A 14,909-nucleotide genomic window follows, 5' to 3' on the forward strand; every position below is an offset into this window, starting at 1 on the left:
GTTCACTTTAGTTTTATAAAGAACAAAAGGCCAATGATGGTTAGAGCAAGAGCCCCGACACTGAATGCTCCAATTTTATTTTTATCTTTATTGATTTGCCTTGCATACGAAAATGTGTAGGCAGCTATATAAAGCATGATTAACCAAAAGATGATCTCTAGCATGTAATCATTCCTTTTTCGGGTATTTCGGAGTTGTGATTTGCTCGCCAAATCCTGCCAGTGTGATATCAATAGTTACTTCCACTTTCATGTCTTTATATTTTTCATCAAAATCATAATTCTTCCATTCTTCTACCGTACTAAAATATTTACGTCCAGGTAAAGACCAATAAAAAGGTTGTCCTTTAAATTCTTCTTGAGTTTTTTTGATTAATTCCATTGCCTTTTTTTCTATTTGTTGCTTTATGCTTTTTTCCAATAACATCTGTTTATCCATGTCTATTGCGTAGTCAATTAAACTTGGGATTCCGACAATTTCTATATTTAGAGGAATATTAACTTTGATCTCAACGGGGTCCTTAGAAAAATCCATCGAGATTTCCGTTCCTTCTGGTTTCGACACTTGAGCAGAGATCCGGTGCTTTTCATCCAATGGATCCTGGTAGGACGTAAGCATCGTTTCTAAGTCTTTTGCTTTGGGTGTTAATAATAGAGCCATTCTTGTTTCTTCTCCTGTTAATAGCCCAATCATTTTACCGTGCTTGAAAACAGCTGAACCAATGACTTGAGTAGGATTGCCTGATTCTTGCTTAATTTCACCAGCCAAGTATTCATCTTCGTTGCCGTATTTTTGATTTTCAGGAGTAGCTGTTGCATAGAGAGACAAAAATAAATCACTATCTAATTCGGTTTTTTGCATATATCTATGGAGATCAGATACGGGAACAAAACCAGTTTCTTTCGTTCGATTAACCATAAATTGATAATATTTGTGCGGTCTAGTCTCAAGTTCGGGTTTATTTTTATCAAAAAACTCGCTTACTTTTTCTTTAGTAACAATTACAGTAAGGTCTCGTTGAAGCTCACGATCTTTGACAGCAATTGAAATATAATTGAAAAAATCCTCTTTTCTTGCAAGTTCCTCAGATACAATCAGCACTTTTGTATGATTATAATTTACTTTTCTTGTTACAAAGGCGTTGGCGGTATCTCTTGCAACAGTTAAATCAGGTGCCGTAAAAGAGACGATTGACGCGGGAGGTTCATCTACATTTACTCCTTTAGCAGAACCTACTTGAGGATTGGCTATATTGTAGGTTACCTTTATTCCCCCAGCATCCGAAGGGTCTAGTCCAATAGCAATGACATAAGCATTTTCTTCGATCTCTTTCTTGTCCCAACAACCACTCAAGACAAAGCAAAGGCTTGTAAAAAGCAGGATGATCCTAGAAAAATTTTGGTTGATCATCTTTTAGCCCCTCCTCTTATTTTAGATACCCCCCATAAAAGGAAGATTAAGACAGGAATAGTAACGGATATGGTAGGGAGTAGGTAGCTGTTCCATAACAAATAACTGTTGGTTACTAGGTTATTTGGTAACATCCCTAATAAGAGAACTAATGCACTTACACTTAGGATGAGCGGTTCAAACTCTTTTATTTTAAATATTGTTCCAAATAGTAAAGAGATCATATATAAATAGATAGCGAATCGAATAAAGGCTCCAACCATCCAAAATATGAAATAGATTATTTCAAGATTAGTGAAATACGGTCCAACTTCCACATAACGAATGAGTTCGTGAAAATGAAATGTGATCTGTTGTACGGTAGGGTATTCAAAAATGCCAACGTACAAAATTAAAAAGAAAACAAATTCCACAATGACAATTCCAAAGGAAATGAGTCCCCCTTTTTTGAAACTCTTATCATTTTTAAGAAATGGGTAAAATAAAGAAAAGTAGAACATATCTGCAAAGATGGATTGTTTAAAAAATCCTGTCTGTACAATATCTGTCCAACCTGCTCCCGAAATAGGAAAAATTCTTCCCCATTTCACATCCTTTAAAACAAGTACCACCAATAAAACAATCATGGCTTTAATGTAAGGAAAAGAAAGGACAGCAACCCTTCCAATCGTCTCCAATCCATGTTTCGCAATGTAAAAGCTTACACCTAATAACATTGAGTAAAGAACTATTGTAGGTGTTTGGGGGTAATAGAGTCTTCCCACAATCTCTACATAACTTCTGCTGTCAAAAACGGTGGCAGCTAACCCAAGGAATAATAGTAAAATTCCAATAAGTGAACCAATCTTTCTCCCAAGTATTTCGTTTATTAATTCAATTAAATTTTTTGATTGGTATTCTTTTAGTAGCTTATACAAGATAAGGAGAGGTCCAATCAAAAAAAGAACGGAAACAATTGGAATCATCCAAGCAGCATTATAACCATCTTCAAATAAAATAGAGGTAGTAAAGTCTGTTGCTTTTGTAGATAGGGTGAGTATGATAATAGCGCCGAATTCACGGGCTCCTATATTTCCGTTCGACTGATCGTTGAGTTTATCCACTGTGAATCTCTCCTGCTATTAGCTTATGGTTTTCTACGAACATCCTTCGGTTTAACAAAAGCGGGACGAAGCCTTTCCATCCAAATAGGTAATCGATATAGGGTATCCTTTGATGATTTGTAGAAAGGAGCTATAGGTGAAATGTAAGGAACTCCAAAAGATTTCATGCTTGCCATATAGGCAATGGCTATAATCACGCTAGAAATCATTCCAAAGAATCCCATAACTGCTCCAGATATAGTAAAGATAAATCTAGCCATTCTAAGCATGTAGTTAAAACTGACATCTCCTAATGCAAAGGAAGATAGCCCGGTAATGGCAATAACAATTACAATGATAGGACTTATAATATTTGCTTCTACAGCTGCTTGGCCAAGGATTAAAGCCCCCACAATACCTATGGTAGGACCTATTGGGTTAGGAATTCTTATTCCTGCCTCCCTTAAAATTTCAAAAGCAATTTCCATCATGATAATCTCCATAATAACTGGAAAGGGAACCAGCTCTCTAGAACCAGCAATGGCCAAGAGTAAGTCAGGAGGTAACATTTCTGTGTGAAAAGTGGTCACAGAAATATAAATGGCTGGTGTGAATAAACCAACAAAAAAAGCAAAAAAACGAACAAGCCTACTGAAATTTCCATAGGGTAATCTTAAATAATAATCTTCTGGATTTTGGAAAAAGGACCAAAAGGTTGCTGGGCAGATGAGACATGCCGGAGAATTATCCATGACTACCACAACGTAGCCTTCTTCGATAAAATGAGCCGCGCGGTCAGGTCTTTCGGTATAAAGTACGGTTGGAATAAGAGAAAAGGATCTTTCCTCTATATACTGCTCCAATTCCTCAATCGTTGAAACCATGTCTGCATTAATATGTTGAATCCTTGCTTTCACACTTTTGACAAGCTTTTCATTAGCTAAATCATCTAAGTAAACAACAGAAACAGTATTGATAGAACGCTTTCCAACTTCCATCGTTTCCATAATTAAGTTATGATTTCGAACTTTCTTTCGAATTAAAGATCTATTTTCCTGACCAGACTCCGTAAACGATTCCTTAGGCCCTTTTACTACACTTTCATTTTGAGAAATAGAAACAGGTCGATGGGCAAAAGACGTCGTACCCAAGGAAAAGACCTCTTGGATGCCCTCCACAATAAGTATGGTGTTTCCATTAATTAATTCTCCATTTATTTCCTTAAGATCTTTGTAAACTTTGATTTTTTCCATAGGGAGCGTATTTTTTATAAATTTATCTAATTCCGTTTCAGAGTCCTGCTTAGTTTTTAAAAGGGGTCCGATAATGGCTTTTTCAATTTTGTCTGCATTTACCATAGAGTCTAAGTAAAGGACGATAGCATCTTTTTTTATGGCAGATATGTATAGTTCACGAACCATGAAGTCTGTATTAGTGGGGAACTTAAAGTTATCCTTCAATTCTTCAATTCTTGAATGGAACAGCTTTTTTTCTTTATCAGCTGAACGTTGCATGGTAGTGACCCCCTTTACAAAAAATTTCTAACCTTAGCTTGCCCGACAAATGAATCAATATCCAATAAATGGACGTTTATTGCTGAAAAGGAAGAACCGATGTTGTATAGTGACCATAAATATATATAAAGAAAAAAGAATTTGTGTTGAAAATTAGGCTAGGTGGCGAACTGTCTAAAAGGAGGGGCAATCAAACTTTCAAACTTTTTATGGGGAATCATTGTCATCTTATTTTTCTTTTTTATGATATGGTTGGATAAACGCAGACAAGATTATAGAAGATCTATTCATTTTAAGGAATACGATGCTCAGGAAAAAGAATTAGAAAATACAATTAAAAAAGAAAAATCACAAAGCTTTCCCCCAAACGGTATGGGGGGAGAAATGTAGAGTTTTGGGTGAGGGAGATTGCAGGGGAGAGGTGGCAGTCTCCTTATTTTTTGAAATTCTTTAGATGTAGACCTCACTGTAAATTCAGTATAATAATTTATGTTAAAATCATTAGGGAATTTCAGCTTGGCGTCTGAGGTTGATTTAATGGAAAGTAAATATCTATTTTTATTTGGTGGTAGTCCGCCTTTTACATATACATTAGGAAAAAGATTTGCCGACCTAGCCCTTTCTAGCAAAGGTAAAGTAGCCATCTTATTTCTGGAAAGAGAGGGATGGGAGAGATATATGGAAAAGTATACCTCTGAATTAGAGGGAAACGGTGGTCATGACTCTGTTTATCTTTCTCTTAGTCAAGAATGAATAGAAAAAACTAGTAATATCATTTCTTCCTGCTCTGAATCGTGATTGGTGGTGGGGATACAGAGCTTTATCGAAAGAATATGGTGAACACTGTAATTGGAGAACGAATAAACGCCCTATACCGGGAGGGAATTCCAGAGTTGTCAGCGCTATTTGATCCATTTATGTGCTGCTTTTTATGGTAATGTAATAAAACGTTCATTTAGGTGCCAATCACCATAAAGTGTTCAAATAAAAAGATGATTCCTCAAGTGGAGGAATCATCTGAATTTATTAATATAAGTTCCTATGTCCACCACATATCTCCAACAGATTCTTTAACCATTACAGGCTGAAGAGTTTGAATAGCTTTACTGAACCCTTCCTCAATAGACATCAGTCCGTCTTCATGCTCAATACTGACGACATAGTCATAACCATACAAACGTAGGGTACTGATCATGTCTGCCCAGGCCTTTGAATTATGACCAAATCCCACGGTACGGAAATACCAGGAACGATTTTGCATGTCAGAGTAAGGAGTCATGTCTGTTAGTCCATTTCGATTCATATTTGGTTGATCAATGATTGTATCCTTTGCATGAAAATGGTGGATGGCATTCTCACGGCCTAGTATTTTAATAGATTCAATTGGGTCAATTCCTTGCCACCACATATGACTAGGGTCAAGATTTGCTCCAATAGCCGGGCCACAGGCTTCTCGAAGTCTCAATAGCGTAGCAGGGGTGTGTACAGAAAAACCGCCATGTAATTCTAAACCGATTTTTACATTATGCTGATCTGCAAAGGCTGCTTTTTCCTTCCAGTACGGTATGATTTTTTCTTCCCATTGCCATTTTAAAATTTCCTGATAATCATTTGGCCAAGGAGAGACAGGCCAGTTTGGATACTTAGCATTTTCATGGTCCCCGGGGCAGCCAGAAAAGGTGTTTACAACAGGAATGCCAAGCTGACCTGCTAACTTAACCGTTTTCTCAAAAAGCTCATCGGCTTCCTTTGCGATTTCCCTCTGTGGATGGAGTGGGTTAGCGTGGCAACTTAAAGCGCTTACAGTTAAGTTCCTGCTAGCCATTTTGTTTAGAAATTCCTGCTGCTTTTTACGATCATCCAATAATTCATCAATCTTACAGTGGGCATCTCCCGGATAACCGCCTGTTCCAAGTTCCACTGCTTCGATCCCTTTTGAAGCTACATGATCCAACATCTCTTCTAAATTCTTATCTGAAAATAAAACCGTAAAAACCCCTAGCTTCATCAAACTACCTCCCAAAGAAAAGATTTCTTGTAATCCGTTACATTCTATTATAGCTTAAAAATTCCCTTTATCAACTATGAATAGATAAACAATTTCACCATATTGACAAATTAGTCAGAAAAATCTATAATCCAATTGTAATCGATTACAAAGATTATCATCTTTTTATTGAAAGAAGGAAGCATCATGGCCAATATTCAACAAGTGGCTCAAAAAGCGGGTGTTTCTGTAGCGACGGTTTCTAGGGTTTTAAATAATATTGGGGCTGTCACACCGGAAACAAGACTTAAAGTCGAAAATGCTATTAAAGAGCTTAACTATGAACCTAGTATGCTGGGGAGAAATCTGAGAAACTCAGAAAGTCGACTTTTACTGGTCTTAATCCCTAGTATTTCAAACCCCTTTTATACTGAAATAATCAACGGTATAGAAAATATAGCCATTCAAAATCATTATAATATCCTTCTCTGTCAAACAGATTCAAACCCTCAACGAGAAAACATTTACTTTAATATGGTAAAGAACAAATTAGCTGATGGTGTGATCTCCATGGATCCGACCGTTAATATGGTGAAGCTAAATGAACTTGCTGAGAAGTTTCCTGTTATTCTTTGTAGTGAATATGAAGAGGGTGGTACCATTCCATACGTCACCATTGATAGTGAACTCGCAGCTTATCATGCAGTCAAGCACTTAATAAAATTAGGGAATAAGAAGATAGCAATGATTAACTCTGATGAAAAATTCTTATACGCAAGACAGAGGAGAAAGGGCTATGAAAGAGCACTTGAAGAATTCGGTCTTCCTATTCGCAAAGAATGGATATATAACACTTCTCAGCCTGACTTTGAAAATGGAGTTCACGCGATGAGAATGTTACTTCAGACGGATGAAAAACCAACAGGTATATTTGTCGTTTCAGACACTTTGGCTATTGGTGTTATTAAGGAAATGAATACATGTGGTTTAAAAGCTCCGGATGATATAGCTATTGTTGGATTTGATAATATCAATTTTTCCAATATGACCAATCCAACTTTAACGACGGTAGCACAGCCTATGTATAAAATGGGTACCACAGCAGCTAAGATGCTCATTAATCGTATTAAGGGATACAAGGTGGAAAATATGGTTTTGGATTACGAACTGATTATTCGCCAATCCACGATGGGTTAATAGATTTAAGGGAGGCAATAAGATAATGGGAATTAATGTTGGAATCATCGGATGTGGGTCGATCACGAAACATCGCCATGCGCCTGAATACAAGGCAAACCCAGAGGTAGATGAGATTGTCTTCTATGATCGTAATATCGAGAGAGCTGAGGAACTTGCTAACCTTTTCGAAGGACGGGTTGCTAACTCATTGGAGGAATTGTATGAAGATCCCACCATTGTAGCCATTAGCGACTGTTCTTCTAATGAGGTGCATCATGTCCACTCTTCTCAAGCTCTTTTAAGTGGAAAACATGTATTGTGTGAAAAACCATTAGCTATAAGTGTTCAACATGCCGAACTAATCCTTGATGCGCAACGTAAGTCTGGAAAAAAGTTAATGGTTGGGCAGAACCAGCGTTTAAACAAAGCTCATCAAAAAGCGAAGGAGCTCATTCAGAGTAAGGAATTAGGTGAGGTTCTAACCTTCCAAACCACTTTTGGCCATCAAGGACCTGAAAGCTGGGGAGTGAATAAGTCAAACTCCACCTGGTTTTTTAAAAAAGAACGATCCCACTCTGGTGTTGCTGGTGATCTAGGTATCCATAAAATTGATCTTCTCCATTTTCTCTTGCAAGATGAAATCGAAGAGGTTCTGTCTTTCCAAGGAGCACTTGATAAGGTGGATGAATACGGAAATCCCATTGAGGTTTGTGATAATGTTGTATGTGCTTTAAAAACAAAAAAGGGACGCTTGGGGACAGCTGCTTTTTCTTGGACGTACTATGGTACCGAAGATAATTCAACCACTATCTATTGCCAAAAGGGAATTATTAAAATTTATCATGATCCAATCCATCAATTAATTGTAGAGAACAAAGATGGATCCGTTATCAAATATGAACTAGAGCCGATTCAAACTAATGATAATCAAACAAATTCCGGGGTAATCGATGCGTTTATTGATTATATCCTCCATGATAAAGAACCCTTGGTAACAGGGGAAGAAGCAATAAAAACATTAAAGGTGATTGAAAAGATGTTGTCTTAGAGAGAGTTACTCTAGTAAAAATAAATTGACTGAATTTTAAAATTCTTATATTATTTATGTAACGGATTACATAAAATAATGATAACGAATCTCACTAGTTTAGTAACACTGATGAAGTCAACCAACTACATCCATTATCCCGCATTAACGGGCAGTAATCCCCCCCTCAAGGCTTAAGTGAAACGAAAAGAGTAGGTGGGGGATAAACTGCCCATAAATGTCCGATTGGTTCAACTAACAATCAGTGGGGGATGAAGAAAACCCCCACTGATTGAAGTTTCACTTTATGTAATCAATTACATCATAATATCTAGGAGGGATGATATGTTACATCAGCTTGCGATTAATTCCAACACTTATCACGGTTTCTCTCTTGAAGAAGCGATGAAAGGAGCAAGCCTTGCTGGTTTTAAACAGATTGAGTTAGCTGCAGTCAAAGATCATACGGCACATGTTTTACCTGAAATGTCGGCAAAGGAAATCAACGATGTGAAAGCATTACTTCGTCAGTATGGAATGAAATGTATTGGACTGGGTGCTCATAGTAACGTGATGAGAGAAGAGGGGATCCAGAATCTATTAAATAGTATTGATTTGGCTCTTGAGTTTGATTGCCCTTATGTAGTAACGGCAACAGGAGATGCTCATGGGGACAAAGATGTTATCGACGATGAAAGCGTTTTAATTAAAAATTTAAAACCTATTATTGAAAAGTGTGAAAAATATAATAAGATTTTGGTTCTTGAAACACATGGGAATAATTATGCAACTGGTACATCTCTCAAACGTTTATCACAATCCCTTAACGACCGAGTGAAAATTAACTATGACACTGGGAATGTTATATTTTACGGGAATCAATTGCCTTATGACGATTTAGAAGCCTCTGCCGATTATATTGAATTTATTCACTTAAAAGATAAGCGTGGTGCTCACAACGAATGGAATTTTCCCGCCATAGGGGATGGTGATTTAGACTTTGAACGAATTTTTCAGACCCTGAGAAAAGCAAACTATAAAGGTCCAATTAGCGTTGAAGTAGAGTTTACTCCAGCCGGTCCTAAAAATTTAGACGAAGTAAATGAAAGTGTTCAACGATCTTTCAACTATCTTTCCAAATTACTAAGTTAGTAGATTATAAGGAGGTTGAAAGAGAGATGAAAAAAATTGGGCTAGTTGGTTTAGGGTTTATAGGAAAAGCTCATTTAGAGGCGTATCAGAAGGTGAGAAACGCAGAAGTCGTATCCATTTTGACAAGAAGAGAAGTGAAGGATGAAGATGTCCTCCAAACCTTTCAAGGATCTTATGTCCATAATTATGATTTACTTTTAAAAAATGCAGAGATTGATGTCATAGATATATGCTTACCAACCTTTCTACACGAGGAATATATTGTGAAAGCTGCAAAAGCAGGGAAACATATTATTTGTGAAAAACCTTTAACCTTGACGCTAGAATCTGCCGAAAGAATTGTACGAGAAGTTGAAAAGCATCAAGTTGAATTGTTTGTCGGGCATGTTCTGAGATTTTGGCCTGAGTACCAAATGATAAAAGAATATAGTGAAAATGGAAAGTTAAAGGATATCGAAATGGTTCAGGCCAAGAGATTAGGGCAGGTTCCGCAATGGAGTGATTGGTTCCAATATCCTGAGAAAAGTGGTGGTGCTTTATTTGATCTTCATATCCATGATATTGATTATTTAACTTATTTACTGGGTGAAGCTACGTCGGTATACGCCGTCGGAAATCAAAATTCATTTGGGGCTTGGGATCATATCATGACAACTCTTCAATTTAACAATGGTGCCAAAGCTTTTGTGGAGGCCTCTCAAAGAATGCCTTTAGGGTATCCTTTTACGATGGCATTAAGGGCGCAAACGAGGAACAGTGCTATAGATTTTCTTGTAGTTGCAGGGGGAAATATTGAAAATATAAACGAGAGTGAAGAACAATTAGTCTATTATCACCAAAAGAATAAAACAACTATAGAGGTTAAGAAGGCAGATGCCTTTATGAAAGAGCTTTCATATTTTGTGTGCTGTTTAGAAAATCATGAAGAAAATACGATTATTCCTTTGGAAGATGTTTTATACACCCTTAAACTTCTAAAAGCTATTGAAACTTCGCTAGAAACAGGTGGAAAAATTGGGGTTTAGAGGTGTAATTTACTTATTTTTTTAAAATGAAAACGTATTATTATATTGGATAGTTTTGTCGTATAGGAGTTTGTCATTTGTGGTCTTGGTTTTAATCTATTTTTAATAGATTTGACAAAATTATTAAGGGGGCTATATCAATGAAAAAAGTTTTACTGTTGTTCGTTTTGGTCTTGCTCATGGTACCTTTTCTAAGTGCATGTGGAGATGATGAGACATCAGGGGGAAATTCAGAAAACAATATGACAAACAACACCGAAAATAACTCAGGCGATAATTCAGGAAATAACTCAGGAAATACAGGAGATGATGAGGCTGAAAAGTATAAAGTGGGTATTCTTGCTCCTGCTGTTACTCATGGTTGGGTAGCTGCAGTTGCTTACCATGCCGAAGCTCGTGCGGAAGAATTGTCTGATGAGATTGATTACCAGATTCAAACAAGTAGTAATGCCGAGGAAATGACTGCCCAATTAGATGACTTGATGACGTGGGGAGCAGAGGCCATCGTTGCATTCCCACAATGGGAAGGTATGGAGGTTCCTATTCAACGTGCTTTAGACGCTGGTATTGAAATCGTCAACTTTGATATTGTTATTGATGCTGAAGGAGTGTACCGTGTAGCTGGTGACAACGAGGATATGGGTATTCAAGGGGCCCACTATATCGTTGACAAAATTGGCACTGAAGGAAATGTTGTTATTTTAGAGGTTCCATCTGCTGGATCTGTATCTGAACTACGTAAGAAAGGTTTTGTAGAAACAATTGAAGAAATTGCACCTGATATGAATCTAGAAACCTATGCAACTCAATTTACACGTGAGGGTGGATTAAAGGATTTTGCTGATATCTTAACTGCTAATCAAAAGATTGATGCTGTTTACTCTATGGATGATGAAACTTCTATTGGTGTTTTACAAGCCATCCGTGAAGCTGGAAGAACTGACATTAAGGTCGTTACTGGTGGAGGCGGAATGCAGGAATACTTCAAATTGATGCCGGGAAATGAAGATATTTGGATTCAGTCTGCTCTATACAGCCCTGCTATGGTTAAAGATGCTGTGGATGTAGCCCTTAAAGTGCTAAAAGGCGAAGACATGCCAATGGAGACCATTATCCCAACCACTATTGTTGACCGCGACAATTATGAAGAATTCCTAGATGAGAATTCTCCATATTAATCTACTAGTAATAAAGATACGGAGGGGTTATGGCACAGCTATAGCCTCTCTTTTACAAAAGAGCTTTTTCTTAAAAGGTGTGGTGATTTCATGATTATTGAGATGAATAATATTCGGAAGTCTTTCGGAAGCAACGATGTGCTTAAGGATGTATCGTTTACACTTCAGGGTGGAGAAATCTGTGCTTTGCTCGGTGAAAATGGGGCAGGAAAGTCAACTCTAATGAATATATTGGGTGGAGTACACTCCATGGATGAGGGATCTATTGTGGTGGATGGCAAAATAATGAATTTTACGAATCCGGCCCAATCCCAGGAAGCGGGAATTGCATTTATCCATCAAGAACTAAACTTAATCAACGATTTACCAATCTATGAAAATATGTTTATAGGAAGAGAATTAAAAACCCGAAGAGGATCATTAGACCTAGAAGCAATGATTAAAAAAACGGAAGATATTTTTCGGCAAATGGACGTAGATTTAGATCCTAAAAAGATGGTTCGGGATCTAGATTCATCCTATAAGCAGATCGTTGAAATCTGTAGGGCTATGATGACGAATGCATCAATTATCATCATGGATGAGCCAACCACCGCCTTAACCGATCAAGAAATAGAACGAGTCTTTCATATGATGAAAACATTAAAACAATATAATGTCGGTATTGTTTTTATTTCTCATAAGTTAAATGAGGTTATGAAAGTTTGTGATAGATACCTTGTCCTACGTGACGGGATTCTAGTGGCAGAAGGGACAGTTCAAGAGGTCACAACGCGTGAGATCGCTCATTATATGGTTGGTCATGACGTTAGAACGGATTCTCTACGCCGGAAAAAAGAGGCTGGTAATGAAGTTTTACGAGTTGAGAATCTTACATTTGACCCTAACTTCAGAGATATAAGCTTTTCCGTTCATGCTGGAGAAATTTTGGGTGTAACCGGACTACTTGGGGATGGACGGAGTGAGCTTTTTCAATCGATCTTTGGAGCTGATCAAATTTCTTCGGGGAAAATTTTTCTGAATGGCAAGGAGGTTACTATAAGAAGTACCACACAAGCCATTAAAGAAGGAATTGCTTATCTTCCTCGAAATCGAAAGGAAAATGCCATCATCAAGGATATGAATATCATTGAAAATGCATCGATTGCTACTTGGCCTAAATTTTCTAAAAAAGGAATTATTAATCGTGAAAAACACGAAAAGACATTTGAGGAGCAACGTTCGGCTTTACGTTTAAAAATGGGGGAAATCACAGATAGTATCGCAAGCTTATCTGGTGGTAACCAGCAAAAAGTTGTCCTTGCCAAATGGTTAGCCGCCAATCCACAATTGCTAATCCTAGATAACCCTACTCAGGGTGTTGACGTGGGAGCGAAGGAAGATATCTATGATATCATTTTGGAACTTGCTAATGAAAACATCGCAGTTGTTGTTCTTTCTAGTGAAGCACATGAAATCATTCGTGTATGTGATCGATCCCTTGTTATGTATCACGGTATCATTCAAGGGGAAGTTGAGGGAGAAGCAATGAATGAACATAATATCATGAGTCTTGCTACAGGTGGGCAGCTGACTTAAGTAAGGGAGAGAGAAAATGATGGAAACGAAGCCAGTTATGGAGCAATCTAGTAAGAAAAAAAGAAGGAATTTCTTTACGTGGTTCGCCTATAAATGGTCTAATGAACCGCTGTTTAGTACAGCAATGGCATTGGTTATTATGATTATTTTACAAACTTTAGTGTTGGGATTTGATTATGATTCCTTTGGTGCATGGTTTCAGTCCTGGACGAATAACTGGATTAATATCCTAAGAAATAATGCTGGGATTGGTATCGTCGCTTTAGGGATGACATTTGTTATAATGACCGGTGGTATTGATTTAGCCGTGGGTTCAACCCTGGTGGCAACCGGAGCATTTACTATGATACTATTAGATACGGGGAATAGAGGATTGCTTGGTATGATTGGACTGGAAGGGATCCCTGCATTTATTGTAACGATCCTTCTGACTCTCCTCTTTGGGTACATTTTAGGCTTACTTATTGGAGCAAGCATAACGAAAGGAAAAGTCCCGCCATTTATAGCCACACTGGGAGCTATGATGATTTTTAGAAGTGTTACCCAGCATTTTATGCAAGGCTATAATACAACAGTACCAATGGATTTTCTGCAGGTTGCTAGTTTTAGAATGGGAAATTATATGATTATGCCCATCATTTACTGGGCAGTTATTGCTTATGTCTTATACTATGTGTCTAAGAGAACCACATTTGGTCGTCAAATCATTGCTGTTGGTTCAAATGAAAGAGCTGCTAAGCTATCTGGCGTCAATGTAAATAGAGTTAAGCTTCAAGTTTACGGACTCATGGGATTTCTTGTTTCCATCGCAGCCATCATCCAAGTTTCTCGAATCGGTTCCATGGATTTTTCTAACGCAGGAAGAGGAATGGAGATGGATGCTATCGCAGCTGCAGTTGTAGGTGGAACAAGTATGAGTGGAGGACGAGGATTTATTTTGGGTACAGTTTATGGAATGCTAATTATTGCTGTCATGAATAACCTGTTGAATTTGTTTGGGGTTCCTCCGTTTTTAAGGGAAGCATTTAAAGGTTTCATTGTAATAGGGGCTGTCCTACTTCAACGAAAAGAAAAGACCTCATAATATAGGTCTTGAAAACAAGGTATGAAAATGTTTACATCTTCCGTTCTCTTTAGGTCCTGAAACGGTCAAGATTAAACATTTTCATACCTATTTTTTATCTTGATTTCTTCGATAAGGTGCATCGAAAGATTGGGGAGGATACGAATTTGGATTCGTAAAATATTGTAAGAACTCATTGGATTCGCCCTCCACTTTATCAATATAATCAGGATCATTTACCGATGATTTGTAGGGACTCATATTAATATAGGAACCATCTCCGTAAGCACTGCCAACTCCGTTCGTCGTTTTTGATTGGCTACTTAAGTCTTCGTAGGTAGCCTTTCCCACTACCAAGGAAGAGGTCCCGGACATATGCAAGACTTTAAAATTGCCAATGTTGATTTCTAAGTCTGAAATAGGAATCTCCTCCTATCCTAAAAATGAAAAGGAATGTTAATCGGGTTATCTACATCCTTATCCTTTGATTGTTTTTTTCTTTTATGGAACGTATAACTCAATACACCATCTTCTAAACTAGATGTATAATTCTCAGTCATTACTGATTGTGGCAAAGGGATCTCTCTTTCATAAACATCCTGAGGTAGTTCACTTTCTGCCAGCGTAAGCTCTCCAGGAAGTGTTGGCGAGAACCGTCCCCACCAACATACAGCATACGGCCTTTTGTTCACATTTTCGCAATAAAGTTGTTAC

The 14,909-nt window shown here is 37.5% G+C and carries 15 protein-coding genes; 8 read left to right on the plus strand and 7 right to left on the minus strand.

Annotation, left to right across the window (positions count from 1 at the left end):
- Nucleotides 1-2: 2 nt before the first annotated feature.
- From RZN25_16380 to RZN25_16395, 4 genes are read right to left on the minus strand one after another with little or no spacing between them, the layout of a single operon-like run.
- Complete coding sequence (locus RZN25_16380) at nt 3-164, minus strand: hypothetical protein (protein ID MEQ6378390.1); 162 nt, start codon at nt 162-164, stop codon at nt 3-5.
- Between the two features lie 4 nt (nt 165-168).
- Nucleotides 169-1,410 (minus strand): Ger(x)C family spore germination protein, encoded by a 1,242-nt coding sequence (locus RZN25_16385; protein ID MEQ6378391.1) that lies wholly within the window; start codon nt 1,408-1,410, stop codon nt 169-171.
- Nucleotides 1,407-2,513: an endospore germination permease gene (locus RZN25_16390; GenBank protein MEQ6378392.1), complete on the minus strand. Its 1,107-nt coding sequence runs from the start codon at nt 2,511-2,513 to the stop codon at nt 1,407-1,409. The genes RZN25_16385 and RZN25_16390 overlap by 4 nt, the downstream gene beginning before the upstream one ends.
- Nucleotides 2,514-2,536: 23 nt before the next feature.
- A complete protein-coding gene (locus RZN25_16395) occupies nt 2,537-4,006 on the minus strand; it encodes a spore germination protein (GenBank protein MEQ6378393.1) in 1,470 nt (489 codons plus the stop codon).
- A 516-nt stretch (nt 4,007-4,522) separates the two neighbouring features.
- Here RZN25_16395 and RZN25_16400 point away from each other — a divergent pair.
- Entirely contained in the window at nt 4,523-4,759 is a 237-nt protein-coding gene (locus tag RZN25_16400; protein ID MEQ6378394.1) for a hypothetical protein, read from the plus strand.
- 286 nt (nt 4,760-5,045) lie between these two features.
- Here RZN25_16400 and RZN25_16405 read toward each other — a convergent pair whose 3' ends face one another.
- Nucleotides 5,046-6,014 (minus strand): sugar phosphate isomerase/epimerase, encoded by a 969-nt coding sequence (locus RZN25_16405; protein MEQ6378395.1) that lies wholly within the window; start codon nt 6,012-6,014, stop codon nt 5,046-5,048.
- A 186-nt stretch (nt 6,015-6,200) separates the two neighbouring features.
- On the opposite strand from RZN25_16405, the gene RZN25_16410 reads away from it, so the two are divergent.
- The 7 genes from RZN25_16410 (at nt 6,201) to RZN25_16440 (ending at nt 14,216) form a co-directional block, all read left to right on the plus strand.
- Nucleotides 6,201-7,190, plus strand: coding sequence for a LacI family DNA-binding transcriptional regulator (locus RZN25_16410; GenBank protein MEQ6378396.1), 990 nt, complete (start codon nt 6,201-6,203; stop codon nt 7,188-7,190).
- Between the two features lie 25 nt (nt 7,191-7,215).
- Nucleotides 7,216-8,220 (plus strand): Gfo/Idh/MocA family oxidoreductase, encoded by a 1,005-nt coding sequence (locus RZN25_16415; protein ID MEQ6378397.1) that lies wholly within the window; start codon nt 7,216-7,218, stop codon nt 8,218-8,220.
- A 324-nt stretch (nt 8,221-8,544) separates the two neighbouring features.
- On the plus strand, nt 8,545-9,351 hold the full coding sequence (locus RZN25_16420; GenBank protein MEQ6378398.1) for a sugar phosphate isomerase/epimerase family protein: 807 nt from the start codon (nt 8,545-8,547) through the stop codon (nt 9,349-9,351).
- Nucleotides 9,352-9,377: 26 nt separating this feature from the next.
- Nucleotides 9,378-10,376, plus strand: a complete 999-nt coding sequence (locus RZN25_16425; GenBank protein MEQ6378399.1) for a Gfo/Idh/MocA family oxidoreductase — start codon at nt 9,378-9,380, stop codon at nt 10,374-10,376.
- Nucleotides 10,377-10,516: 140 nt separating this feature from the next.
- A complete protein-coding gene (locus RZN25_16430; protein ID MEQ6378400.1) occupies nt 10,517-11,554 on the plus strand; it encodes an ABC transporter substrate-binding protein in 1,038 nt (345 codons plus the stop codon).
- A gap of 90 nt (nt 11,555-11,644) precedes the next feature.
- A complete protein-coding gene (locus tag RZN25_16435; protein ID MEQ6378401.1) occupies nt 11,645-13,132 on the plus strand; it encodes a sugar ABC transporter ATP-binding protein in 1,488 nt (495 codons plus the stop codon).
- 16 nt (nt 13,133-13,148) lie between these two features.
- On the plus strand, nt 13,149-14,216 hold the full coding sequence (locus RZN25_16440) for an ABC transporter permease (protein ID MEQ6378402.1): 1,068 nt from the start codon (nt 13,149-13,151) through the stop codon (nt 14,214-14,216).
- An 87-nt stretch (nt 14,217-14,303) separates the two neighbouring features.
- On the opposite strand, the gene RZN25_16445 is transcribed toward RZN25_16440, so the two are convergent.
- Together RZN25_16445 and RZN25_16450 are read right to left on the minus strand one after the other, a co-directional pair.
- The gene (locus RZN25_16445; GenBank protein MEQ6378403.1) at nt 14,304-14,621 is read right to left on the minus strand and encodes a spore germination protein; all 318 of its coding nucleotides are present in this window, start codon (nt 14,619-14,621) and stop codon (nt 14,304-14,306) included.
- 11 nt (nt 14,622-14,632) lie between these two features.
- Nucleotides 14,633-14,887: an Hsp20 family protein gene (locus RZN25_16450; protein ID MEQ6378404.1), complete on the minus strand. Its 255-nt coding sequence runs from the start codon at nt 14,885-14,887 to the stop codon at nt 14,633-14,635.
- Nucleotides 14,888-14,909 lie beyond the last annotated feature (22 nt).

It is taken from the genome of Bacillaceae bacterium S4-13-56 (assembly GCA_040191315.1).
Lineage (GTDB): Bacteria > Bacillota > Bacilli > Bacillales > JAWJLM01 > JAWJLM01.

Coding starts and splice junctions, on each gene's coding strand:
- RZN25_16395 (MEQ6378393.1), bottom strand. CDS start 4,006: ATGCAACGTTCAGCTGATAAAGAAAAAAAGCTGTTCCATTCAAGAATT.
- RZN25_16415 (MEQ6378397.1), top strand. CDS start 7,216: ATGGGAATTAATGTTGGAATCATCGGATGTGGGTCGATCACGAAACAT.
- RZN25_16430 (MEQ6378400.1), top strand. CDS start 10,517: ATGAAAAAAGTTTTACTGTTGTTCGTTTTGGTCTTGCTCATGGTACCT.
- RZN25_16435 (MEQ6378401.1), top strand. CDS start 11,645: ATGATTATTGAGATGAATAATATTCGGAAGTCTTTCGGAAGCAACGAT.
- RZN25_16420 (MEQ6378398.1), top strand. CDS start 8,545: ATGTTACATCAGCTTGCGATTAATTCCAACACTTATCACGGTTTCTCT.
- RZN25_16380 (MEQ6378390.1), bottom strand. CDS start 164: ATGCTAGAGATCATCTTTTGGTTAATCATGCTTTATATAGCTGCCTAC.
- RZN25_16410 (MEQ6378396.1), top strand. CDS start 6,201: ATGGCCAATATTCAACAAGTGGCTCAAAAAGCGGGTGTTTCTGTAGCG.
- RZN25_16425 (MEQ6378399.1), top strand. CDS start 9,378: ATGAAAAAAATTGGGCTAGTTGGTTTAGGGTTTATAGGAAAAGCTCAT.
- RZN25_16405 (MEQ6378395.1), bottom strand. CDS start 6,014: ATGAAGCTAGGGGTTTTTACGGTTTTATTTTCAGATAAGAATTTAGAA.
- RZN25_16440 (MEQ6378402.1), top strand. CDS start 13,149: ATGATGGAAACGAAGCCAGTTATGGAGCAATCTAGTAAGAAAAAAAGA.
- RZN25_16385 (MEQ6378391.1), bottom strand. CDS start 1,410: ATGATCAACCAAAATTTTTCTAGGATCATCCTGCTTTTTACAAGCCTT.